The sequence below is a fragment of the Marinomonas polaris DSM 16579 genome, from assembly GCF_900129155.1.
In the GTDB taxonomy this organism is placed as follows: Bacteria; Pseudomonadota; Gammaproteobacteria; order Pseudomonadales; family Marinomonadaceae; genus Marinomonas; species Marinomonas polaris.
On sequence record NZ_FQVF01000021.1, the window covers coordinates 15725 to 41015 of the forward strand.

The 25291-nt window shown below is 41.6% G+C and carries 24 protein-coding genes and 1 pseudogene; all 25 read left to right on the forward strand.

Annotated features, from left to right (window positions below; translation table 11 throughout):
• The first annotated feature begins 26 nt into the window (after positions 1-26).
• Positions 27-461: a flagellar export protein FliJ gene (gene fliJ / locus BUA59_RS19075; protein WP_072841254.1), complete on the forward strand. Its 435-nt coding sequence runs from the start codon at positions 27-29 to the stop codon at positions 459-461.
• 51 nt (positions 462-512) lie between these two features.
• Positions 513-2390 carry a hypothetical protein gene (locus tag BUA59_RS19080; RefSeq protein ID WP_072841255.1) on the forward strand — a complete coding sequence of 626 codons (1878 nt, stop codon included), beginning with the start codon at positions 513-515 and terminating at the stop codon, positions 2388-2390.
• Positions 2391-2410: 20 nt separating this feature from the next.
• A complete protein-coding gene (locus tag BUA59_RS19085; RefSeq protein WP_072841256.1) occupies positions 2411-4309 on the forward strand; it encodes a hypothetical protein in 1899 nt (632 codons plus the stop codon).
• A gap of 30 nt (positions 4310-4339) precedes the next feature.
• Positions 4340-4642 carry an STAS domain-containing protein gene (locus BUA59_RS19090; protein ID WP_072841257.1) on the forward strand — a complete coding sequence of 101 codons (303 nt, stop codon included), beginning with the start codon at positions 4340-4342 and terminating at the stop codon, positions 4640-4642.
• A gap of 6 nt (positions 4643-4648) precedes the next feature.
• Positions 4649-6367 carry a fused response regulator/phosphatase gene (locus BUA59_RS19095; RefSeq protein ID WP_072841258.1) on the forward strand — a complete coding sequence of 573 codons (1719 nt, stop codon included), beginning with the start codon at positions 4649-4651 and terminating at the stop codon, positions 6365-6367.
• 46 nt (positions 6368-6413) lie between these two features.
• A complete protein-coding gene (locus BUA59_RS19100; protein WP_072841259.1) occupies positions 6414-8114 on the forward strand; it encodes a flagellar hook-length control protein FliK in 1701 nt (566 codons plus the stop codon).
• A 117-nt stretch (positions 8115-8231) separates the two neighbouring features.
• Entirely contained in the window at positions 8232-8744 is a 513-nt protein-coding gene (locus BUA59_RS19105; protein ID WP_072841260.1) for a flagellar basal body-associated FliL family protein, read from the forward strand.
• 4 nt (positions 8745-8748) lie between these two features.
• Positions 8749-9723, forward strand: coding sequence for a flagellar motor switch protein FliM (fliM, locus tag BUA59_RS19110; protein WP_072841261.1), 975 nt, complete (start codon positions 8749-8751; stop codon positions 9721-9723).
• 1 nt (position 9724) lies between these two features.
• Complete coding sequence (fliN, locus tag BUA59_RS19115; RefSeq protein ID WP_072841262.1) at positions 9725-10186, forward strand: flagellar motor switch protein FliN; 462 nt, start codon at positions 9725-9727, stop codon at positions 10184-10186.
• Positions 10187-10192: 6 nt separating this feature from the next.
• Positions 10193-10615, forward strand: a complete 423-nt coding sequence (gene fliO, locus BUA59_RS19120) for a flagellar biosynthetic protein FliO (RefSeq protein WP_245813190.1) — start codon at positions 10193-10195, stop codon at positions 10613-10615.
• Positions 10612-11349, forward strand: a complete 738-nt coding sequence (gene fliP / locus BUA59_RS19125) for a flagellar type III secretion system pore protein FliP (protein ID WP_072841263.1) — start codon at positions 10612-10614, stop codon at positions 11347-11349. The genes fliO and fliP overlap by 4 nt, the downstream gene beginning before the upstream one ends.
• 2 nt (positions 11350-11351) lie before the next feature.
• Complete coding sequence (gene fliQ / locus BUA59_RS19130) at positions 11352-11621, forward strand: flagellar biosynthesis protein FliQ (protein ID WP_012071103.1); 270 nt, start codon at positions 11352-11354, stop codon at positions 11619-11621.
• A gap of 26 nt (positions 11622-11647) precedes the next feature.
• Positions 11648-12403 (forward strand): flagellar biosynthetic protein FliR, encoded by a 756-nt coding sequence (gene fliR, locus BUA59_RS19135; protein WP_269777510.1) that lies wholly within the window; start codon positions 11648-11650, stop codon positions 12401-12403.
• Positions 12396-13532, forward strand: coding sequence for a flagellar biosynthesis protein FlhB (gene flhB, locus BUA59_RS19140; RefSeq protein ID WP_072841265.1), 1137 nt, complete (start codon positions 12396-12398; stop codon positions 13530-13532). The genes fliR and flhB overlap by 8 nt, the downstream gene beginning before the upstream one ends.
• A gap of 37 nt (positions 13533-13569) precedes the next feature.
• Positions 13570-15687: a flagellar biosynthesis protein FlhA gene (gene flhA / locus BUA59_RS19145; RefSeq protein WP_072841266.1), complete on the forward strand. Its 2118-nt coding sequence runs from the start codon at positions 13570-13572 to the stop codon at positions 15685-15687.
• Positions 15688-15788: 101 nt separating this feature from the next.
• Positions 15789-17072, forward strand: a complete 1284-nt coding sequence (gene flhF / locus BUA59_RS19150) for a flagellar biosynthesis GTPase FlhF (RefSeq protein ID WP_072841267.1) — start codon at positions 15789-15791, stop codon at positions 17070-17072.
• Positions 17073-17168: 96 nt separating this feature from the next.
• Positions 17169-17906, forward strand: a complete 738-nt coding sequence (locus BUA59_RS19155; RefSeq protein WP_072841268.1) for an RNA polymerase sigma factor FliA — start codon at positions 17169-17171, stop codon at positions 17904-17906.
• Positions 17907-17960: 54 nt separating this feature from the next.
• Entirely contained in the window at positions 17961-18341 is a 381-nt protein-coding gene (locus tag BUA59_RS19160) for a chemotaxis response regulator CheY (RefSeq protein WP_012071097.1), read from the forward strand.
• Positions 18342-18350: 9 nt separating this feature from the next.
• Positions 18351-19139 carry a protein phosphatase CheZ gene (locus BUA59_RS19165; RefSeq protein WP_012071096.1) on the forward strand — a complete coding sequence of 263 codons (789 nt, stop codon included), beginning with the start codon at positions 18351-18353 and terminating at the stop codon, positions 19137-19139.
• Positions 19140-19151: 12 nt separating this feature from the next.
• Entirely contained in the window at positions 19152-21395 is a 2244-nt protein-coding gene (locus tag BUA59_RS19170; protein WP_072841269.1) for a chemotaxis protein CheA, read from the forward strand.
• Between the two features lie 26 nt (positions 21396-21421).
• A complete protein-coding gene (locus BUA59_RS19175) occupies positions 21422-22486 on the forward strand; it encodes a protein-glutamate methylesterase/protein-glutamine glutaminase (protein ID WP_072841270.1) in 1065 nt (354 codons plus the stop codon).
• Complete coding sequence (locus tag BUA59_RS19180) at positions 22486-23223, forward strand: flagellar motor protein (protein ID WP_072841271.1); 738 nt, start codon at positions 22486-22488, stop codon at positions 23221-23223. The genes BUA59_RS19175 and BUA59_RS19180 overlap by 1 nt, the downstream gene beginning before the upstream one ends.
• On the forward strand, positions 23216-24034 hold the full coding sequence (locus BUA59_RS19185) for an OmpA family protein (RefSeq protein ID WP_072841272.1): 819 nt from the start codon (positions 23216-23218) through the stop codon (positions 24032-24034). Before BUA59_RS19180 ends, BUA59_RS19185 begins: the two co-directional genes overlap by 8 nt.
• Positions 24035-24103: 69 nt before the next feature.
• Positions 24104-24877: a ParA family protein gene (locus BUA59_RS19190; protein ID WP_072841273.1), complete on the forward strand. Its 774-nt coding sequence runs from the start codon at positions 24104-24106 to the stop codon at positions 24875-24877.
• 9 nt (positions 24878-24886) lie between these two features.
• Positions 24887-25291 (forward strand): annotated as a pseudogene (locus BUA59_RS24210) (chemotaxis protein CheW); the annotation flags it as partial.

The following is a 25291-nucleotide window of genomic DNA, read 5'->3' on the forward strand; positions in this document are numbered from 1 at the left end:
TTAGCTAGTTTCTGAATGGGTCATGCATGAAAAAATCACATCGAATGCAGATATTAGTTGATCTTGCTAAACGCAAAGAAGATTCGGCTGCGCAGCAGTTGGCTCGCGATAAAGCGAAAGTGCAGTATGATGAACAAAAGTTAAATGAGTTGCGGGAGTATGCTGGCCAATATGAGTCAGAGCGTAATTTACTTGGTTTGAGTGCTTATTTAACGACGAATTATCAGCATTTTGTGAACCGTGTTCAGCAAGCGATTGTGCAGCAAGAAGCGGCGGTTGGTCGATCCGAACAGCAAGCGGATATGAGTATGCGTCGATGGTTGCAAGCTCGTTCTAAAACTAAAAGTATGGATTGGCTAAAAGAAAAAAACCACAAAGCGGAATTGGTTGTTGAAGCAAAACAGGAGCAACGTCAAAGCGATGAGTTCGCCATGCGCCGTTTTTTGGACAATATGCGATAGCGTTTTAAGTGCTATTTTGTACAGCAACTTGGCTTATTGTTAGGATTAAATATGGCGCGATTGGATAATGGACTAATTGATTTGTCTTTGCCTATTTCTAACATAGAAATAGCTTTGCATGATTATGTCTATCACCCTCGGCGCGGCTTAGAAAAACTTCAGTCTGCTCTACTTTCCTTACAAGAAATCTGTCAATCAAGCATAGCTCATGCTCTCTATAATCGGCGTCTGAGCTCTTTCTTAACCGCAGTCGATGAGCTCTTAATATCCGGTTCTCCTTATTTTAGTCACTACCATTCCGCGTTTTTATCTGCTACCGATGCGCTTTTGCAAGTGGCTATGGCTGGTCAATTTGCAGCTGATCGCTCACAACAGTTAGACGGCCTTTTGTCTACTGATCGTTCTTGTTGGGCTTTGGTAATGTCTATCGCGGATGAAAAAGATGTTTCGTTAATATATCGGAATTACGAAGCGCGATTAGATCCTACTCAACTTAATGTGATGAGTGTTGATGCTTATTTAGAGGCGTTCTCTAGTGCTGGACGTGTATCGTTTCAGCTTGATTCAGTGAAAGGTTCTCGCTTAAGCGGTCGTTTTTTATTGATAAGTGTGCAGACATTAGTTTGGCTTAAAAGGAGATTTCCTTCACTTCAATGGCAAGTCCTGTCTATTAATGAAAAAGAACCATTACGAGACTTGTGTGAATTGAGTTTTTTGCCACTGTTTCAAAATGTCACTATATCTCGTGATACTCGCTACCGTCTTTTGGCTTTATTTGAAGATAGGTTTAAAGCGCTATTTTATCAGGTGTTTAGTTCTCTTTTTTCATTGGGCCTTAATCATGTGGATCAAGCTGGTCGTCTAGTTCCTAGTGTGAATAATGTAACGACTTTCGAGCAGAACGAACATTTCGCGTATTTCCCTATGCGTCATGGCGGATGTGTTTATATTGCTAGTCGCACTTTAGGGAATGTTGATCTTAAATACTCCTATGTGAAATGTTTAGGGCATGATTATTTATCCTATTTTTTGTATGAGATTGATACTTCCTTCGGACGATTTGCTTTTGATCAGCAAGAATGTTTTGGTCGTTATGATGTCAATGAAGGTGATTTCTTTTTAGACGGAGAGTCTTTTTGGTTTAGTCCAGAAGAGGGGGTCAGGGCCGAGGTGCTTTTAAATATGCCTTTGATGTTTTCTTATTGTACGGCTTTTTGTCAGTTGCCAGATGCTATCACTCAGGTGTTAATTGTTAAGCAAGGTGAGTTTTATTTTGCATTACCTTACTCCTTTCTTCGAGAGGTAGAAGCTGTTTGTTCTAAGATGTCAGCACCTCGTTCTTGGGTAAAAAATATTTGGTTAAGTCAGGCTGATACTCCGTTATTAGAGCCGTGGTTATTGAGTAAAAAGGTGTTGCCTCTGTCCTATGCTTGGTCAGAAAAAAATAAATCAACATATCCTTCTAAGAATGGTTATTATTTTGGAAAGGCCTATGGCAGGATGTTTTGGGTAGAGGCGGATTTGATACTGGCGTTATTGCCTTATAAGGTATCTTCTTCAGTGGCTTATTTTGAGAATGATGAACTTTGTTTGGCATCATTTTTTATTCATGATGGGCGAAGTTTTGATAAGGTAATTTCAGCTTTCCCTCTTTCTGGAGGGGCTAGCTTTTCGGTTGAGAAGGTGGCTTTTTCAGTCATTCTTGAGTGGATGTCTGAGTCAGTTGTCTTACCTTTCTCTTCTTTTGAGTGGTCTGCCACATTCACTGATAGTAACTGTATTCGTGAGTTTTCTTTGTCTTCTAAAGGCGTGGTTGATGGTTGTGAAGATAAAGTAAGTCGTTTTGCGTCTTTGCAAGATGATTGTTTTGTTATTGATAAGAAAAATTATTTATCCTTTGTTGCTGGCTTTTGCCATCTTCATCATTAGCTTGAAAGTGATTATTGACTATGAATACACTACATTCACCGTTTGGTGCTCCAAGAAAAGAGCTGATTAGTGGCCTACAAAAAGGCGTTTTTGCCTTGTTATTTGTATTGCTACTAGCGTTCGCTGGTATGTATATGTTGATGAGCATTAATTTGGAAAAACAGAATGCTCAACAAGAAAAGTTGAGCGAGCTTTTGGGACTAGTTCATAGTGCAGAGGAACACTGGTTACAATGGTTGTTGGTTGGCGACCGTTTGATTTATAACAATGATAATAGTGCTAAAGCCCCTTCTTCTAGTCATTTGCATCAGATGTTAGTGAATGAATATCGCTTGATGAATAGCCATATTAGTGATTTTGAATTGACAGCTGGAGTCGATATTTCCAATTCATTGACCTTACTAGACTCTCTTTCATTGAAAGAGCTGGATGTATCGCCATTAACAGATTCGGAAAGGGATGCCGCTTATTCATCTTTTGAGCGCTTAGAAGCGATAGATGATGAGCTTTTGCAGATTAGCGTTAGTTTGGATTATGAGCGTCAAATTTTTGTCGATAGGTTGATTTGGGTTCCTGTTGCTATCTTTTTAATTTTAGCTTCTATTGTGATTATGTTAGCTGCTCAATTTGGTCGCCAATTACGCTCTGGTTTTTTGAGTTTGCACCATGTTATAGATCATCGTAAACATGGTCATGCACTTGTGCTGCCTCCCCGTAAGATGATTGATGAGTTCACCGACTTGAGTCATTTGGTTGATAATGAATTAGCATCACGAGATTTTGATATTGATCAACAACGCGAAAACCTTAATTTGATTGAGAAAGCATTGTCTCAAGTAGATGACCCCTTTTTTGTTACAAATTATCAAGGTGACATTGCATGGCTGAGTGCTGGTGCTGAGAGGCTTTGGTTTAGGAATACACCATTATTTGAATCTCTATTTGGTATAGATTCGGGGCTAGATGACCCAATTGGTGAGCGTATTGCTGACTCTATTCTGTTTTCTGATCAAGATTTAAAGCTGAATTTATCAGATGGGGTTTACTGGTTGAGTGTTCAGCATTTTATCTCTGACTTAGATGAAGATTTAAGTAGTTTGCAGAGACTTGTCTCTATACGAACTAAAGTGGATATAGCTGAGTTTGATATTTTGCATCACAGTTTGGCGTTATTGGAGAGAGATGTCTGGAATACTCCTATTCGACTATCAAGGCAGGATTCGCCCTATGCTGGATTTGCTAAGTCTTTGGAAGCTCTTCGTAGAAAAGTAGTCATGCTTTTTGATGGTCTGAATGCATCCTCTGTGCAAACACATTCCCTTGAAAAAATTACTAAACTACAACAAATAGCATCCCTAATTGACGAAAAAACAGATCACAATGAGTCATCTGTAAACGATGTCGTAGTGATGAATGAAGCTCCACTTGAAGAGTTTCAAGTGGAATTAAATGACATGGCTTGGCTTTCTGAGCAAGTTCGAGATTCACTAATATTGGGTTATGAGTTGGTTTTACAGCGCTTAGCTTTAGTCGAGAAGGACTTATCTTCTGATGTGTTCTTGTTGGGCGATGTTGATCGTTGTCTCAACGAAGTGAGGGCTGGAGTGTTAGCGAGTCTTGCTGCAACCGAAGGTGAAAGTGAGAAGGTTCGTCGTCGTTTTGCTATTGATATAGAGCATGATATTAGTAAGGTTCAGGATCAAATTGAAGGTATGAAGTCTATGGCGGCTTCTACTCTTTCATTACTTGAGTCAGATCGAAGTGTTGGTGTGGCGCGTTTGGATAGAGCAAGAGAATCCGTTAATCAAATGATAGAGCGGATTCATGATTTGATGTCTAAAACGTCAGTAAATATTTCAGAAAATAAAAGTGATGATGTATTTATAAAAAAATCTAGTAATGAGTGGGACGAGACTTAAAGCCTACCGCTCATATTTGAGGAGTAGGCTGTGGTTGAGAGCTTTTTTGATAAAAAAACAGAATGTCTAACGATCCATGTGAAAGGGCGTTTTGATTACAGTTGTCATAAGGCATTTAAAGAAGCTTTTACTGCGGTTAGCAAGGTAAAGTTTTATGAAGTTAATCTAGCGGATGTGTCTTATCTTGATAGTTCTGCTCTTGGCATGTTGTTGTTGCTTAGAGATCATGCAGGCGAAGAAAAAGCGCAGATTCGTTTGGTTCATGTGAATAGTGCCGTTATTGATATTCTTAAAATTGCTAATTTTCATAGGCTTTTTGATATTACTGAGTAGTTTTGTATGGAACAAGTTTTAACCATATTGATTGCGGATGATAACCCTTCGGATCGTATTTTATTGAAAGCGATTTTGAGTCAATTTGGCCACAACGTTATTTCGGCTGTTGATGGGCAAGATGCCATTGATAAGTTTGATCCCCATACAATTCAGCTGGTGTGCTTAGATATAAAAATGCCTCACAAAGATGGCTGGGAAGCGGCACTCGAAATCCAGCGTATCGCGGGTGATGTTTTTGTTCCTATTGTTTTCCTTTCTGGTGTAACTGATCCTATTGCTTTGTCAAACTGCTTGCGGATTGGTGGCATTGATTTTATTTCAAAACCATATAGTCCTGCCCTTATTACTGCGAAGCTAAATGCCATAGTCAGGCTTTTGGTTATGCAAAAAACGCTTGAAGAGCAGCGTGATGCAATGAGCTTGTATAATGAGCAATTGCTCAACGAGCAAGAAGTTGCGAAAGTTGTTTATGAAAATATAACCAACTCAAATTGTTTGAAGGATCCTGCGCTTTCTACCATTCATTATGGAACTCATATCTTTAATGGTGATGTGATTTTAGCTGCTTACAAGCCAAACGGCGGTATGCATATATTGTTAGGTGATTTCACCGGTCATGGCCTTTCTGCTGCAATTGGTGCGCTACCGCTTGCTGATATTTTCTTTGATTGGACGAAAAAAGGCTTTCTGATGCGTCAAATTATCCCTGAGATAAACGCGCGTCTAAAAGGAATTTTGCCATCGAATATGTTTTGTAGTGCAGCGTTCATTGATATAAAAGTGAATAATAAGAGTATTGAAGTTTGGAATGGCGGATTGCCTGATTTATTGTTCTTCCCTCAAAATGCAGACAGACCGGTCAAACTTACCTCTAAAAACTTACCTTTGGGGGTTCTTTCTCCTGATACGTTTGAGTGCCAAATTGATCCTATGTCTTTTGTTCCTGGTGATAGGTTGATGGCATTTTCTGATGGTGTTTATGAGGCGTTGGATTTATCTGGGCAGATGTTTTGTCATTCTGTACTTAATCCGCTCTATCAAGGTGAAATTGATGCTGATCAGTCAGTTGATTGGCTTATTCAACAGTTAGAGCGAGAAGGGGTTTTAGCGAATCCACATGATGATATTTCATGCCTAAGTGTTCGTCTGGATACTAATATAGGAATTGATTCATCTGAGCATAAAGTATCAAGAGGGCATGATGAGGCGCCTGCTGACTTTTCGTTTGAGTACGTATTGAATGCAGATTCGCTGCGTAATACAGATCCTTTACCTTATGTATTACAAATATTAACGACTGTTCCGGGGCTAAGTAGCTTTTCTAGTCAAATATTCATGATTCTTTCTGAGCTCTATTCAAATGCACTTGAACACGGTGTCTTGAAGTTAAGCTCTGATAAAAAAAGCTCTAGTGATGGCTTCTCTCTTTATTATGAGGAGCGTGAGCGTAACCTCGCTAATTTACAAGACGGCTATGTTAAAATTTCAGTTAAAGTAACGTCTGATAATAACAACAGAGCGCTAATTTTGTATGTTGAGGACAGTGGTTCAGGGTTTGATTTTCAGGATGTCAATTATGATATATCCAATACTGAGTTGCTCTACAACCGAGGCTTGGCTCTGTTGGATCAGCTCTGCTCAAAGCTAGAATTCTCTAAAGGTGGAAGTGCTGTAACGGCACATTATCATTGGCAGGTTGGTCTAGATGGCAGGGCTATATAGTGTTGGCCTTGCTATTGCATAGTCTTCTCTATCGTTGGAGGAAATTATGCGCACAGATTCAAATACGGTATTGTCTTTACCTTCAGGTGTTCCACCTAAAAAGTCTGCCTTGACTAAGGCTTCCACTAATAACGGGGCAGCTTTTGAAAATGATTTTAATAGAGCAAAAGAAACTATTCGTCCCCAAAAATCATCAGCTACTGATGCTCCAGCGGCTTCTAGCTCTTCAGTATCTTCATCAGCTACTGATGCTCCAGCAGCTTCTAGCTCTTCAGTGCCCTCATCTGCTAATTCATCGTCCACAACGACTAAAACGCTTGATAAGAATGCGGCGCCTATTAGTGGCAATGATAAAGTCTCTACATCTTCGACTGGTTCTTCTGGTGTTGTAGCTGTTACTAAGCTAGCTGTTGCTGCGCCAGCTGTATCTCAAGATAGCGGCAAGGCCTTGCAGCAAGATGGCCAGGTATCTCCTGCTGATGGCTTACTTATAGCTGTTTCCGCAGAAAATTCAAAACTTCTTGCGACCGCGGTTCCGTCTGATTTGCAATATACGGAAATTGATTCTTCATTATTGTCTGATTTTGATGGGGCGCAACAAGAAGAAGCGGGGGCGCAAAACCTACTGGCTGACAATGCGGTTGTTGGTGATGTGGGCCCAGTTGCAGTAGCGCCGATCGCGACAGAAAACGCGTCTAAAGATGCTGTTGTTACAGGGCTTAGTTCAGGTGCTGGTGTTGTCGGTTTAGATACTATAAGACGGACCGTAGTCAGTGATGTAAAAAACATTAATTCAGCATTAAATGAAACGACTGCTTCAGAAGATGTTATAGAACCATCCGTTGGTGATGATAAAAGCGAGTTATCTTGGGTCTTGTCTCAAATGGAAGCGTCAGGTGTGAAAGCGCCACCTGCAAGTTCAATTGGCGAAACAGTACTTAATACAACTAAAGTTGCGTCATCCGTTGCTGCTGGTGTTATTGCCGCAGGAGCAATGGGTAAAGGAAGCCGTACTGAGCCTGTACCAGCTTCTCTGCTAAACGAGGGGGATTTATCAGGAGAGTCTAATTTAAATGTTGCAGATGCTCTTTTGGATGAAGATGGCGTCTTAATTAATGAGCCTATTGAGTTGCGTAAAAAAGAACAGGAGGCCCTGCTTGGTCGAATGTCTGCACAGATTGATGGTAAGCAGAATGATGATGCTTCACCGGGAGGCTTAAATAGTTCGCTTCATAATAATGCTAGTCGCCCTGCAGTTGCCGCTGCGGCCCTTAATGCTTCTATGTCTAATCCTCAGGCCAACAACTTGGCAATGAGTTTGCCGCCAAGTCATCCCGGCTGGGCAAATGAAATGAGTCAGAAGGTTGCTTGGATTGCACGTGATGGTGGTCATACCGCACATATTAGGTTAGACCCACCCGAATTAGGTAGTTTGACGGTTAAAGTGTCGGTCGACAGTGACTCTAATACACAAATAAGCTTTATTGCTGCGACACCACAAGCACGGGACTTGTTGGAAGGGCAAATGGGGCGCTTGAGAGAAATGTTGGCTCAGCAAGGAATGGACTTGAGCCGAGCAGATGTTGATGTTTCGCAACAAGATACTTCTGGTGCGCAAGATAGGGCTAATAATCGTAATAATGGCTCGCCTCAAGGTAGTGTTGCTAGTAATGATGAAGTCGATGAAGAGCTGATTGCGAAAAACTTATCATATGTTTCTGCGTCCGGTATTGATTACTATGCTTAAACTTATGAGAAATTGATGGTGCTATGTTTGATTCTTTGTAGAATAGAGGATTGTTAGTGCACAAGAGCGTGGTAAGCGTTCTTAATAAAGAAATTGATACACCTAAGGTTTATGAATATGGCAGAAGAAGACGGTTTGGATATTGGTGCAGAAGAGGGAAAGTCTGGTGGTAAGAAAAAGCTTATTATCATTATTCTTCTAGTTTTGGTTCTGGTTGGAGGTGGTGCAGCGGCTTACTTCTTGTTTTTTAGTGGCTCTTCTGATGAGGGTGGCGATTCAGCGGAATCTGCCGAGGCTGCCTTGGCTAATGAACCTTCTACGTATTTGGCATTAGATCCAGCTTTTACTGTCGATTTTATGGTTGATGGTAAGCAACGCTATGTGCAGCTTAATATGTCTGTTAAGTCAAAAAATATGGAGCAAATTAATGCGGTTACGCTTCATATGCCTTTAATTCGTAATAGTTTGGTTTTGTTATTTTCCAGCCAATCGTTTGTTGATTTACAGACAGCAGATGGTAAAGAGGCGTTAAAAAAAGCGTCGCTTGACGCAATCAATGGAATTCTTGAGCAGGAAACTGGTCAAGGAGGTATTGATGCTGTGTTATTCACTAACTTTGTGATGCAATAGAATTATGTCAGCTCAAGATCTGTTATCTCAGGACGAAATTGATGCCCTCTTACATGGTGCAGATGAAAAGCCTGTAGAAGAGGATAATCGGGATGCTAATGGTGTGGCATCCTATGACATTACGAGTCAAGAACGTATTGTGCGTGGGCGTATGCCTACGCTGGAAATGATAAACGAACGTTTCGCGCGTTACACACGTATTAGTTTGTTTAACATGCTTCGTCGTACTGCAGATGTTTCATCTGGTGGTCTACAGGTAATGAAGTTTGGTGAATACGTTCATACGCTTTATGTGCCTACCAGTTTGAATTTGGTGAAATTCCGCCCACTAAGAAGCACTGCGTTGTTTATACTTGATGCCAAATTGGTGTTTAAGCTAGTAGACAATTTTTTTGGTGGTGATGGGCGACATGCTAAGATTGAGGGGCGAGAATTTACCCCAACTGAAATTCGTATTGTGCAGTTGATGCTTGAACAAGTTTTCAAGGATTTAACAGAAGCTTGGGCGCCAGTATTAAAATTAGAGCTGGAATATATTAGTTCTGAAGTAAACCCTGCAATGGCGAATATTGTGAGCCCTAGCGAGGTTGTTGTTGTTTCCACTTTTCATATCGAGTTGGATGGAGGTGGTGGTGAGCTGCATATTACTCTGCCTTACTCTATGATTGAGCCTGTGCGTGAATTGCTTGATGCGGGTGTTCAGAGTGACGTGGATGAAAAGGATGACCGCTGGGGCAAGTCCTTAGAACAAGACGTGAAAGAGATTGATGTTAGGCTATCTGTCAATGTTGCGAATCGAAAAATCTCACTTGGTGAGGTATTAAAGTTCAAAGCTGGAGATATCATTCCGATAGAGATGCCTGAGTTTGTAACAGTTCGAGCGAATGGTGTGCCAACCTTTAAAGGCAAATTGGGCGTCAGTAATGAACGCTATTCAGTACAAATGCAAGAAAGTTTCAAAGCGAAGGTGACGAAATAACATGGCAGAAGAACAAAACCCAGATGCAGCAGGCATGGACGAAGATTTAGCCGACGAATGGGCTGCAGCAATGTCTGAAGCGGGGGAGACAGAAGATGGTGAAGGGATTGAAGACGAATGGGCTGCGGCAATGTCTGAGCAAAAAGTCGAGCCTGTTAAGCTAGAAACGCTGACTAATCCTTCTGTACCTAGTGGTGGAGTTGGTTCTGATCTCGATTTGATTATGGATATTCCGGTAGTTCTTTCTATGGAATTGGGGAATACGGAAATAGCAATTCGAAACTTAATGCAGTTGACACAAGGGTCTGTTGTTGAGCTTGATCGTTTTGCTGGAGAGCCTTTGGATGTACTTGTAAATGGTACATTGATTGCTCATGGTGAAGTGGTTGTAGTTAATGATAAGTATGGCATTCGTTTAACGGATGTTGTGAGCCCTAGTGAGCGTATTAGACGACTGAAGTAGTGTAAATTGATTTTTTCTTTATTTAATCGTTATGTCTTCACGGCCATGCTTTGCATGGCCGTTCCCTATTTGCATGCTGTAGGTGTGCAAGAAATGTCTGCTACTTCCTCTATTTGGAAGGTGGTTATTTCTTTAATCTTTGTTATTGCTTTTATACCTGCTTGTCTTTGGTTAATGAAACGCTTTCAATTTGCTCAAATGAAGTTGGGGCAGTCAGATATTAAAATAGTGAATGTCCAGTCTTTGGGAGCAAAAGAGAAGCTGATGCTTGTTGAAGTGGAAGGGGAGCGTTTACTAATTGGTGTCACTGCGCATTCTATTAGTCATCTGCGAAGTTTTCCGTCTAAGGCTGAATCGTTTGCTTCTATGATGGAGGAAGTTGATAGGGAAAACTCTACTGACAATAAGAGCAATGGGGATATCTTGTGATTCGTTTTGTTCTGCTTTTGTCGTTAGTGTTTCCTGCTTTCTCATGGGCTGAAGTGGGGTTGCCTGCGGTAAAAGTCGTAACGAATGCCGATGGTAGTCAAGACTACACTGTTTCGTTGCAAATTCTTTTTATCATGACCGCATTGACGCTTTTACCGGCGGCTTTGATGATGATGACAGCATTCACTCGAATTATTGTTGTGTTGGCTATTTTGCGTCAAGCCATCGGTTTGCAGCAAACGCCCTCTAACCAGATTATGATTGGGATGGCGTTATTTTTAACCTTGTTCATCATGACGCCGACGCTGGATAGGGTGAATGAAGTGGCTTTGCAGCCATATTTAAAAGAAGAAATGACGTCGATTCAGGCTGTTGAAGCTGCATCTGTTCCTGTGCGAGATTTTATGTTGGCGCAAACAAGAGAGGACGATATTGCTCTTTTTGTTAAATTGGCAGGCAAGGAAGGTACTATTCAGTCAATGGACACGCTCCCATTTACCATACTGATGCCAGCATTTGTGACAAGTGAGCTTAAAACCGCCTTTCAGATCGGTTTTATGATTTTTATTCCATTTTTGATTGTTGATATGGTGGTGGCGAGTGTTTTGATGGCAATGGGTATGATGATGTTGTCACCTATCATTATATCGTTACCTTTTAAAATCATGCTTTTTGTCATGGTTGATGGTTGGTCTATGATTATGGGTACTTTGGCGGCGAGTTTCGGGATTTAATTATGAATCCTCAAGTGGTGTTAGATTTATATGGACAAGGCTTTTACTTAATTGTTTTGATCGTTGGCGTTGTGATGGTGCCCAGTCTTATCGTCGGTTTGATTGTAAGTGTGTTTCAAGCTGCAACACAGATTAACGAGCAAACCTTGTCTTTTTTGCCGAGGTTGATTGTTACTATTTTAGTCATCATGCAATTGGGACCGTGGATCTTGATGAAGTTAATGGATTTCACGACTAATTTATTTATTAATATTCCTATGATAATAGGCTGATGTTAGAGCTTCATCCAGATCAACTGATGAGCTTGACGATCAGTTTTCTTTTGCCTTTTTTTCGCATAGGCGCTTTTTTTATGGCGCTGCCTTTATTTGGTAGTCGTCTAGTTAGTCCGCGAGTGCGTATTGCGTTTTCCTTTCTTGTTGCCATTATTATCACTCCTGTTATTGATGTCCCTAATTATGATCCTATTTCTCCTGCTTATATTGTGTTGATTGCAGAGCAATTAGTGATTGGTTTTGTGTTGGGTTTTGTTGTCACTATTTTGTTTCAGTTGTTTTCACTGGCTGGACAGTTGGCGGCAATGAAGGCTGGCTTGGGTTTTGCTATGTCTAATGATCCTGCTAATGGTATTTCGGTTGCGACGCTTGGTCAGTATTATTTATCGATGGTGGCGTTGGCCTTCCTTGGGACGAATGGCCATTTGGTTATGATAGAGTATTTGGCTGAAAGTTTTAATTATTGGCCTATTGGCAGTGGTTTTGACAGTCAGCGTTATTGGCAGCTAGTGTTGCTGGGTGGGTGGATGTTTGAAAAAGCATTACTCATCGTGTTGCCTTTAGCTGTTGCTGTATTAGTAATTAACTTGTCTTTTGGTGTGGTTGCTAAGGCATCGCCACAATTGAACGTTTTTGCGTTGGGTTTTCCAATCATAATGCTATTTTCTTTGTTCTTTTTCTGGATTATGTTGGATGATTTCTTAAACATCTATTTGTTGTTTTTCGCAGAAATGATTGATTGGATGAAGGATACGTGGGGGATTCGTTTAAATGGCTGAGAATGAAGACGGTAGCGAAAAGACGGAGAGTGCCAGTAGTAAGAAGCTTCAGGATGCTCGAAATAAAGGTAATCTCCCTCGTTCTAAAGATTTAAGTTCTGCCCTTTTGCTAATAGTGGCTGCGGCAACTATTTACGGAACGGGGACTCTACTAGTTCGTGATCTCGCTGTGTTATTTGATTTTAATTTTTTGGTCGAGCGGGCGGATGTTTTTGATTTAAGTCGTATGGTTTTTCATCTATACGAGTCTGTTGTGGCTATGATGGACTCTATGGTTCTGCTGATGGCTGTTTTAGCTGTTGCTGGTATTGTTGGCAGTATTGCTTTGGGAGGGTTGAATTTTTCTTGGGAGCCTTTGACTCCAAAGCTTAGTAAAATGAGCCCAATAGCAGGTTTGAAGCGAATGTTTTCGGTGCAATCTTTGGTGGAGCTTTTTAAGTCTATTGCCAAAGTGACGTTGGTCGGTTTTGTTGCCGTGGTAGTATTAAATTACTTTTTACCAGAAATGCTCGGGTTAACCTTTCAATCGATGCAGCTGGCTATTACTCATGGTATTGATATCGTTATTTGGTCTTTTGTTTTTGTTACGCTTGCTTTAGCGCTGATCGCTGCGATTGATGTGCCTTTTCAAGTTTGGTCACATAAAGAAAAACTAAAAATGACCAAGCAGGAAGTAAAAGATGAATACAAGCAGCAAGAGGGTGATCCTTTGGTGCGAGGTCGAATTCGTCAGATGCAGCGTCAAGCGGCAATGAATCGAATGATGTCTGATGTCCCAAGTGCCGATGTTATTATTACTAACCCCACGCATTTCTCTGTGGCCCTGAAGTATGATCAAACGGGTGGTGCTGCTCCAGTGCTGCTCGCAAAAGGTGGCGATTTTATTGCATTGAAAATTCGTGAAGTCGGCAATCACTATGATATCCCTGTGATACAATCGCCCGCATTAGCAAGGGCGATATATCATCACACTAAGATTGGTGATGAGATACCTCAAGGTTTATTTAAAGTGGTTGCTCAGTTATTGGCTTATGTATATCAGCTGCGTAACGCTCGTATGGGAGCGCCGCGCCCAGAAACGATGCCAAACTTAGATGTGCCTGATGAATTTCAGTGGGACGGTAGTTAATCATGTTTTGTAGTAATTCTTCCAATAAGGATGTCGTGTGAATTTTGACCGCGGTCGGCTTACTGGGCAGGTTCAGAGTATTTTTAGTGGGAATTTAGGTATTCCTATCTTGTTGTTGTCGCTTTTAGCGATGATGATCTTACCCATCCCCGCTTTTTTATTAGACGTTCTTTTTACCTTTAATATTGCTTTGGCCATTGTTGTTTTACTGGTTGCTATTTATTCAATGCGGCCTTTAGATTTTGCTGTGTTCCCCACTGTTTTGTTGGTGTCTACGTTAATGAGGTTGGCTCTTAACGTGGCGTCTACTCGTGTGGTTTTGTTGAATGGTCATGAAGGTGGTGATGCTGCTGGTAAGGTGATTCAGGCCTTCGGCGAGGTAGTTATCGGTGGTAACTACGTTGTTGGTTTTGTTGTGTTTGCTATTTTGATGATCATCAACTTTGCCGTAGTGACAAAGGGTGCTGGTCGTATCTCCGAAGTAAGTGCGCGCTTTACCTTGGATGCTATGCCGGGTAAGCAGATGGCCATTGATGCTGATTTGAATGCAGGCATGATCGATGCTGATCAGGCTAAGCAGCGTCGTATAGAAATTGCATCCGAAGCTGAGTTTTATGGTTCTATGGATGGTGCCTCAAAATTCGTAAAAGGGGATGCTGTTGCAGGTTTGCTTATTCTCGGTATCAATATAATTGGTGGTTTATCCATTGGTATGGCGCAGCATGATCTTTCGTTCTCGGAAGCCATTGAGCGTTATTCGTTATTGACTATTGGTGACGGTTTGGTTGCTCAGCTCCCATCTTTAATGCTGTCGACTGCTGCAGCAATAATGGTGACCCGTGTTAATGAAACGGGCGATATGGGTTCCCAGATTGTTCGTCAGATGTTTGGGTCATCAAAGGCTTTATATGTTGCTGCTGGTGTGATGACTATTATGGGGATTGTCCCAGGTATGCCGCATTTTTCTTTCTTATCGTTGGCGGCTTGTTTGGGTGGTCTTGCTTATTTTCTTGAGTACAGAAAGAAACAGAAGCCTAAACCAGGTCCAAAAAGTACCGGTAAGACTTCCTCTGATAATCCTGCGCCAGCAGAAGTGAAAGATCTTAGTTGGGATGATGTTGCGCCGGTTGATATGCTTGGTTTAGAGGTGGGTTATCGTTTGATACCTTTGGTGGATAAGACTCAGGGGGGGGAGTTGTTAGCTAGAATCAAAGGTGTGCGTCGAAAGCTGTCGCAGGATTTGGGTTTTTTAGTACCAAGTGTACATATTCGAGATAACTTAGATTTGATGCCGAATGCCTATCGGGTAACTCTTATGGGAGTGAGTTTGGCAGAGGCGGAAGTTCATCCAGATAAAGATTTGGCAATCGATCCTGGGCAGGTATTTGGCTCGATTGATGGTATCGCGGGTAAAGATCCATCGTTTGGTTTGGATGCGGTCTGGATTGATCCTAAGAAAAGGGATCAGGCGCAAACTTATGGCTATACTGTTGTCGATGTAAGTACTGTGGTTGCGACTCATATTAACCAGATTATGCATAAGCATGCCTATGAATTGATTGGTCATGATGAGGTTCAACAGTTGCTGAGTTTGTTGAAGCAATATAATCCTAAATTGGCTGAAGAGTTGGTGCCAAATACTATACCGTTGAGTGTTCTTCTGAAGGTGTTGCAGAACTTATTGATAGAAGGTGTTCCTTTAAGAGATATGCGAACTATTGCGGAGTCGATTATGGGAGTGCAGCCGAAAACTCAAGATCCAATGATATTGACTGCGGCGGTGCGGACGTCATTATCTCGCTTGATTATTCAGACATTGGCGGATGGCGTTGAAGAGATTCCTGTGTTAACGCTAGAACCTAAATTGGAAAAAATGCTTATGCAGACTGTTCAGCAAAGTCAGCAGTCTGGTATTAAAAATGAAGAAGCACTGATTTTAGAGCCGCAAATGGCCGAACAGTTGCAGGCTTCGTTGCGGCAGTCGGCAGAGCAGCAAGAAGCAATGGGAAATACTCCTATCTTAATTGTGTCAGCGCCTATACGTCCTATGTTGGCGCGTTTTATGCGTTATGGTATGGTGAATATGTCAGTGCTTTCATATCAAGAAGTGCCAGATCATAAACGCATTACTGTGGTGGGTGTTATAGGTCAATAAGATCTACCTATTAACGTGATGGATTGTATCTATATTTATTGTAATCTTTCGGGTAAGCTATGGATTTGTAAGAAAAATAAACTGGAAGGATTAAGTTATTCATGCAAATTAGGCGGTTTAGAGCACCTGACATGCGGCAAGCGATACGGAAGGTTCGTGATGCTGTAGGCCCTGATGCGGTCATTTTGTCAAATCAACGTCTGCCTACTGGTGAGATAGAAATAGTTGCTGCTCTAGATTATGATGGATCCTTGCCTTCTAGTATGACTTCTAAACGGTCATCTGCGCCTCGTTCTGAACAATATGCTGACCCAAGTGCTGACTATTTAGAGCGCATAGAAAGAGCGAAGCAGCAGACGCCGCCTCAGGTTTCCTCACCTTCATATTCTGAAAAACGTCCTACAGCACAGTTTGAAATGCCACCCTTGTCAAGCGACAAAGAAGATCCTGCAGTTGAGGAAGCTTTGTCTATTCGCAATAGTGAGAGTGCTAAGCAATTACGAGACATGGAACTTGAGTTGAAAAATGTTCGAGCTATGCTCGAGCAGCGTCAGCAAAATGAAAGCCGATCCGAAGCAAAAGAAAATGCAGTTGAGCTACGTGCCCGCGAAAAATTAAAAGGTCTAGGCTTATCAGATTTTGTTGTTTCTAGGTTGATTGACGATATTGATTTAAAAGGCCGTGAAGATGACTGGAACCGGTTGTTGGCTCATTTGGCGGATTATATTCCTATTCGCTCTAGCTCTTCAGAACTTAGAGGCTGCATAGCATTCATGGGGCCTACCGGAGTAGGGAAGACAACAACGATTGGTAAGATTGCTGCTCAGCATGTTTTAAAACATGGTTCTGAGGGTGTTGTTTTAATTACTACTGATACCTATCGTATTGCAGCGCATGAGCAATTACGAACTTTTGGTCGTATTCTAAATGTGCCAGTTGAAGTGGTTAATGAATATTCAGATCTAAATGAAGTATTAGCAAAATACGCTAATTATTCTTTAGTGCTTGTTGATACTGCAGGCATGAACCCAAGAGATTCAAATCTTGAGCGACAGCTTTTAATGATGAAGCGTGCGCGAGCAAGTCTTAAAAAATTACTAGTATTACCATGTACAAGCCAAAGACAAGTATTAAAAACAGTTGTAGATGTTTATTCTCAAGTTCAATTAGATGGCTGTGTTTTAAGTAAACTTGATGAATCTGCTTCACTTGGTGAGGCTATTAGTGTAGTTATTGAGGAAGGTCTTCCTGTTGTATATATAGCAGATGGACAAAGAATTCCTGATGATATCGAGCCAGCTAGGGCGCATAACTTGATTAGTAGGGCTGTATATACTGCAGAACATTACAGTCAGCTTTATGGGTCACTAAAGTATGGTAGTTAGTAAAATTTTGTTATTACTGAAAGCGTTGCGCCAAACTATGTAGTACAGTTAGTTAGCGCAACTAACTTAAATGGTAAAGGTTGCTTAGACTATTTTATGCAGACCAAAAATGGATATAACACTTACTCTAAAAAAGCGACGCTTTCGATTGATGCGATTGTTGAGCAGTATGGGTATTTGGTAAAGAAAATTGCTTATCATCTATTAGCGCGTTTGCCTGATAGCGTGGATGTCGATGATTTAATTCAAGCTGGCATGATGGGGTTGATTGAGGCGTATAAACGGTTTGAGTCGACTAAAGGTGCTAGCTTTGAAACTTACGCAGGTATTCGAATTCGCGGCTCTATCATGGATGAAGTGCGAAAAACTGATTGGGCACCTCGTTCTGTTCGACGTAATGGAAGAGCTGTTGCTAATGCGATTAAAGAATTAGAGGCCAAGTTAGGTCGAGAGGTGTCTGATATGGAAGTGGCATCTCATATGAATATAAGTATGGATGAATATCATGAAATGATTCATTCATCTATGTCGACCCAGTTGTTTAGCTATGAAGAAATGCTAGACTCTGATACAAATAATTTAGACAGTATTGAATCTGAGGTAGAAAATGCACCTTATTCGCTAGTAGAAGAGGGTGGTTTTCAAAATCAATTAGCAAAAGAAATTGATGATTTACCTGAAAGAGAAAAGTTGGTTTTGTCTCTTTATTATAATGAAGAACTCAACTTGAAAGAAATTGGTGCTGTATTAGGCGTCAGTGAATCAAGAGTCAGTCAAATACATAGTCAAGCGGCTATGCGATTACGAGCTCGATTAAGCGATTGGCGAGATTAATTATGAGTTGTGGAATATTACCTTTGGGGTGTGGAGGTTGCATTGGATAAAAACATGAAGATCCTGATTGTTGATGATTTCTCGACAATGAGACGAATCATTAAAAACTTATTACGGGATTTAGGGTTTACCAATACAGTTGAAGCGGATGATGGAACAACTGCGTTGCCTATACTTCAAGCTGGAACAATTGATTTTCTTGTTACTGATTGGAATATGCCTGGCATGACTGGTATTGAGTTGCTCCGTGCAGTTCGTGCTGATGAGAAATTGAAAAGCATTCCAGTTCTTATGGTAACGGCAGAAGCAAAGCGTGACCAAATTATTGCTGCAGCTCAGGCTGGAGTTAATGGTTACGTAGTAAAGCCTTTTACTGCGGTGGCTCTCAAAGAGAAAATTGAGAAAATATTCGAACGAATAGACGCTGCTAAATAGGGAACTTAGATGTCGAATGTATTGGGATCTGGACTAGTGGAATTTGAAAACCTAGTTAAAGATGGTGCTGTGGAGCTTTTGAATCACATTGAAGTCGGTGATTTCAGTGGTGCTATTAAAATCATCCAAGAGTTAAGCGAAGCTCGTCATAAAAGCTTTTATAACGAAGTGGGGTTTTTAACTCGAAGTCTGCATGATGCTATTCGTGATTTTCAAATTGATTCTATTGACTTAGTTGTTGGCGAAGGTGGGAAAGATTCTGCTACAAAAATCACTGATGCCTCTGATCGATTGAACTATGTCATTGAAACGACTAGTGCGGCTGCCAATAAAACGATGGACATGGTGGACAGTAGTGTTCCTGTGGCTAGTGAATTACAGAGTCAAGCAAGGGAATTGCGAAAAGACTGGAGTCGTTTAATTCAGCGAGACTTAACACCTCAAGAATTTAGAGACTTGTATAAGCGTATTGATATCTTCTTATCTTACGCTGATGACAGTGCCACTACCTTGCATTCAAACCTCAACACAATTCTTCTAGAGCAAGGTTATCAAGACCTAACTGGTCAGGTGATCGCTAGAGTGAATGATTTAATTCGAGACGTAGAAGAAAAACTTGTACATCTCGTTGCTGTTGCTGGACGCGTTGATAGTATCTCGGGGATTGAACACCAAGAGAAAGAGTCTGAACACGATGACACTCGTGGACATGGCCCAGCTATTAATAAACAAAACAACCCTGAAGTACTGAATAGTCAAGACGAAGTAGACGACTTGCTATCAAGTCTTGGTTTCTAGAAGGAGCTGAGGATGAGTTTCGAGGTCGATGAAGAAATTCTACAAGATTTTTTGGTAGAAGCTGGTGAAATTCTAGAACAGCTTTCCGAACAACTAGTAGATTTAGAGCAAAATCCAGATGATAAGCAGCTGTTGAATGCCATTTTTCGTGGTTTTCACACTGTAAAAGGTGGTGCTGGATTTTTACAATTAACTGCTTTAGTTGATTGTTGTCATTATGCTGAGAACGTTTTTGATATTTTAAGGAACGGTCAGCGTAAAATAGATTCTGATTTAATGGATATTGTTTTACAGGCTCTTGATGCTGTAAATGAAATGTTCGATACAGTACGTGCTGGCGGTGAGCCTGAACGTGCTTCGCCAGAGCTGATCGCAGCACTCGCTGCATATGCAAAGCCGCCAACTGCGGAAGAACTTGCTGGCGCGGATGATGAAGAGTTAGATGAAGTTGAAGAGCAAGATGATACTGATGTCGAAGAAACTGAAGAAGTCGTTTCTATAGCAGATGAATCAGTCGATATTTCTGACGATGAATTTGAATCTTTACTAGATGCCTTGGGTGATACTTCATCTGAAGATGATATCGAGAAAAGTAGTGTATCAGCTGCTCCAAGAACGGACGACGAAATTACAGAAGATGAATTTGATGCTTTGCTGAATCAACTTCATGGAAGTGGTGCGCCTGGTATCTCCGATGACGCTTCAGCTGCTGATAGCTCGAGTGCCAAAGACACTCCTTCTGATGAAATTACAGAAGATGAGTTTGAAGAATTGCTTGATAAGCTTCATGGCGAAACTCCAGCTTCAGGTAAAAAAGAAGACAAATCTAAAACTGATACTAATGCTGCGGCATCTAGTGCAGGTGCAGAATCTGATTTAATTACTGAAGATGAATTTGAGTCTCTTTTAGATAGCTTACAAAGTAAAGGTGGAGCAGAAAAAGCAGAGGCTCCTACTGCAAAGCCTGAGCCTAAAGCAGCATCTGCTAAGCCAAAACCAGCGCCTAAACCTGTTCCGAAGCCTGCTCCTAAGGCTCCAGAGCCTGAAGCTGATAGCGTTAAAGAGAAAACGGCTAACGCACCTGTTACCCAAGAGGCAACGGTTCGCGTAGATACTAAACGTCTAGATGACATAATGAACATGGTGGGTGAGCTAGTATTAGTTCGAAACCGCCTTGTTCGATTGGGTCTTCAAAGTGAAGACGAGTCGATGGGGAAAGCAGTTGCTAACTTAGATGTTGTGACTGGTGATCTGCAAAACGCGGTAATGAAAACGCGTATGCAGCCTATCAAAAAAGTATTTGGACGTTTTCCACGAGTTGTTCGAGATCTTGCTCGTAATATGAAGAAAGAGGTTAACCTTGTTCTTCGTGGTGAAGAGACCGATCTAGATAAGAACTTAGTTGAAGCATTGGCTGATCCTTTAGTTCACTTGGTGCGTAATTCTGTAGATCATGGTGTAGAAGCGCCCGATGTTCGCGAAGCGAGCGGCAAGCCTCGAATGGGGACGGTAATTCTGTCTGCTGAACAGGAAGGTGATCATATCTTGCTATCCATCGAAGATGATGGTGCTGGTATGGATCCTAATCTGCTTAGAAGAAAAGCTGTTGAAAAAGGGGTAATGGATGCAGATGCAGCGGATAGATTGTCTGATGAAGAAGCGTTTAACTTAATCTTTGCTCCAGGTTTTTCTACTAAAGTAGAAATTACTGATGTATCTGGTCGTGGTGTAGGGATGGACGTTGTTAAGACGAAAATCTCGCAACTAAATGGCACATTGCAGATTAAGTCAGTTCTTGGGCAGGGGTCTCGCTTTATCATAAAAGTGCCATTAACGCTGGCAATTATGCCAACTCTAATGGTGACTTTATCTGATCAGGCATTCGCTTTTCCGTTAGTGAGTGTTAACGAGATTTTTCATCTCAACTTGAAGAAAACTAACGTGGTTGATGGTCAGCAAGTTGTTGTTATTCGAGGTAAAACCTTACCAATATTTCATCTGAAAAATTGGTTGATTAAGGGGAATAGCCGAGACAATTTACCTACTGAAGCTCATGTTGTTGTTGTTCAAGTGGGCATGAGTGAAGTCGGTTTTGTTGTTGATCAATTGGTTGGTCAAGAAGAGGTGGTTATAAAACCATTAGGTAAAATGTTGCAAGGTACTGCTGGTATGGCAGGTGCAACAATTACAGGTGATGGTCGTATTGCATTGATTCTGGATGTTCCTAGTATGCTTAAGTGTTACGCATCTAGGTAATAAGTTTTTCATTTAGGGGATGTGATATGCCTGTTAAGGTGCTGGTTGTTGATGATTCAGGTTTCTTTAGACGCCGTCTTGTCGAAATATTTGAAGCCGATCCTAGACTAACCGTTGTTGGTACTGCAAATAATGGAAGGGAGGCGATAGATAAGGTTCAATCCTTATCGCCTGATGTTGTTACTATGGATTATGAGATGCCTGTGTTAGATGGTATCGCTGCTGTAGTCAATATTATGAAGCTTAAGCCAACGCCTGTGCTTATGTTTTCCTCATTAACTCATGAGGGAGCAAAGGTTACTCTAGATGCTCTAGAGGCCGGTGCAGTTGATTTTATGCCGAAGAACTTTGAGGATATCTCTCGTGATTCGGCTGTAGTTAAGCGTGCATTGGTTGATCGGGTACTGGCTGTAGCTAGAACTCGATTTGCAGGTGATAGAAGACCTGTTGCTGCGCTTGCTCCACGTGAGGCTCCCAAGCCTATCGTAACTGAGCGTGGTGTTATTATTCCGCGTGTGAGAAAGCGAGTGAGCCTTGTTGCCATAGGCACATCTACTGGTGGTCCTATGGCTTTGCAAGCGGTATTAAGTAAATTGCCTAAAGACTTTGCGGCGCCTCTCGTGTTGGTTCAGCATATGCCAGCTGCATTTACTGGAGCTTTTGCTGAGCGGTTAAACAATATCTGCCAGATTACAGTAAAAGAAGCGCAAGACGGTGATCGTTTGCAAGCTGGTGTTGCTTTATTAGCTCCGGGTGGAAAGCAAATGATGATTGATCCTCGAAATGGCGGTTGTGTCCGTATTCTTGATGGGGATGAGCGTCTAAACTACAAACCTTCTGTAGATGTTACTTTTGGTTCAGCGTCAAAATGTTATCCGGGAAAAGTACTATCTGTTGTCATGACTGGTATGGGTGTTGATGGTCGCGAAGGTGCTCGTATGCTAAAGAATTCAGGTTCGAGAGTCTGGATTCAAAGTGAAGAGTCTTGTGTGATCTACGGTATGCCAATGGCAGTAGAAAAAGCTAATTTAGCGGATGATATTATTGACTTAGAGCATATTGGTGAGCGCATTGCACGTGAGGTCGGCTAGTGGATTTTGTTACCTTAGCAGGACTATTAATTGCTTTCAGCTCCGTATTTCTAGCTAACTGGTTAGGAGGAGGCGAGATAATCCTTCTTCTTAACCTGCCTTCCGCTATCATCGTTATTGTTGGTAGTATTGGCGCTACACTTATTCAAAGTAGTATTCAAGAGGCAGCTCGTGCTCTTGTTTTGATTAAGTGGAGCCTTTTCCCTCCTGTTTATGATTTCAACTCAGCCCGCGCATTGATAAATAACCTTGCCCATAAAGCTAGAAGGCTCTCCTTGCTTGCTTTAGAGTCTGATATTGAAGCGTTGAATAACCGTTTTTCGAGTCGAGCCTTGCAAATGGCTATTGATGGTACTGATCCTGACTTATTGGCTGATAGACTTCATGATGATGCTGTTCGTATTTATGATAAACGAATGAAGAGTGTGTCATTTATTGAATCAATAGGAGGGTATGCGCCCACTTTAGGGATCATGGGCTCGGTACTAGGTCTGATTCAAGCTATGGCGAATTTAGATAGTCCAGAAGCATTAGGGCATGGTATTGCTGTCGCTTTCGTTTCTACGCTTTATGGCCAAGGCTTTGCCAACTTAGTCATTTTTCCTATTACTAAGAAGTTAACTGGTTATGTTGATAAAGAGCTTCTGTTCCATCAACTACTTATTGATGGTATTTGTGGTATTGCCACAGGTAAGCATCCATACAGATTAGAGTTAGAGCTTAATACTTATGAGTGATACTCCACCTCGGGTATCGAGGCGTCGTCGTGTGGTGACTAAGTCACCACCATCTGGTGCACAAGGCCGAGACCGTTGGATACTTTCTTATGCTGATTTCATTACTCTGTTATTCGCTTTTTTTGTGGCGCTATATTCCCTTTCATTAAAGAACTCAGGTGATGAACAACGCCTTAAAGAAACCCTTCATGGTGTTTTCGATGCTGTTCAAAAGTCGATTAAGCCTATTAATATTGGCGAACCTATTGTTGGGGAGCCAAAAGATATTGAAGTGGTTGAAACGAAACCTATTCCTGCTGCGCCTCCAACGATAGAGGAGAGTAACTCCTCTGCTGTTTACGCATTATTAAGTCAAGTCGTAGAAAATCAATTTTCAGGACTACATGCATCAGGTCAAATATCTGTCACTGAATCAGCAGATTGGGTAAGTTTGGAGTTGAAGTCTGGTTTATTGTTTGGTCAAGGGGAGTACGATTTAACGAATGAAGCTGTCGCCTTATTAATCCTAGTTGCAAACATTCTAAAGGTGCATCCTTCAGTGATATTGGTTGAGGGCAATACGGATGACTTGCCAGTTAATTCAAGACGTTTAATTTCGAATTGGCACTTGTCTAGTTTGCGCTCTTCCTCTGTTGTGGATGAGCTGGTTTATAGAGGGGTAGACCCAAAAATGATCGCGCCAATCGGTTTTTCCAGCGAACATCCTAAAGTAAGAAACACAAATGATTATGCTCGTCAGCAAAATCGCCGTGTAATCTTGCGAATTAGTAAGCGTGAGGCTGATAATCTCTATGATTACTTGTTTCAATAGCGTGTTACTGTATATGATTGCAAGGAATTCGTAAGCAAAATAACAGCATAGGGTATCAGGGGAGTCAGAGTGCACATTTGGGCAGTGGCGAATCAGAAAGGCGGCGTTGGTAAAACGACCACAGTAGTTTCTTTAGCAGGGTTGTTGGCTGACGCTGGTCATCGGGTATTAATGATAGATCTTGACCCGCATGGCTCACTGACGAGTTATTTTCGTTTTGATCCTGATTCTATAGAAAAGAGTGCTTACAACCTTTTTCAGGCGACTGGAAAAATTCCAGAAGAGTTACCTGCATCGTTAATATTAGAAACAGGCCATCCCAATTTATCTTTAATGCCAGCATCTACAGCATTGGCAACGTTAGAGCGTCATGCCCAAGCTCAAGGTGGTATGGGGTTGGTTATTTCTAAAACACTGGCAATTTTATGGGATGACTACGATTATGTGTTGATCGATAGCCCTCCTGTACTTGGTGTGTTGATGATTAATGCATTGGCGGCTTGTCAGCAACTAGTGATACCTGTACAAACTGAGTTCTTAGCGATAAAAGGTTTAGAAAGAATGGTCAGAACATTGACCATGATAAACAGGGCAAGAAAACGTCCAGTGCCATTTTTGATTGTGCCAACTCTTTTTGATCGCCGTACTCAGGCTTCCAATAAAAGCTTACGTAGCTTAAAAGATACCTATGAAGAGTTGGTATGGCATTCGGTGATTCCAGTGGACACGAAGTTAAGAGATGCCAGTACAGCAGGTATTGCTCCTTCGGCACTGGATCCTAATGCTCGAGGAATTAAGGCTTACGCAAGTCTGATGGATTCTTTGCTGAACCCAGCGGGATAGTAACAGTTTATGAAAGACACAAAGAGTAAAGAAGCAGTTTTAGTTGGGCCTCAATTAGCTGTCCAGCGTTATCTTGATGATTTATTACAAGAGGCGACATCTGAGCCGTCTGTAGAAGAGTTAGATGAGGCCGAATCTGTTGAACCTGAACCTGAACCTGTTGATTCTGATTTAGTTAAATCTGAACTGGTTGATTCAGAAGCTGGACTGAGTGAAGAAGAACTTTCAGCTTTAGATGCATCATTTAAGGATTTTGAAGAAGCAATATCGGCTCAAGTTGATGGCTTGTCATTAGATTCTGAAGACGCCAATATTATTCAGCCAGAGCCAGAGCCAGAGCCAGAGCCAGAGCCAGAGCCAGAGCCAGAGCCAGAGCCAGAGCCAGAGCCAGAGCCAGAGCCAGAGCCAGAGCCA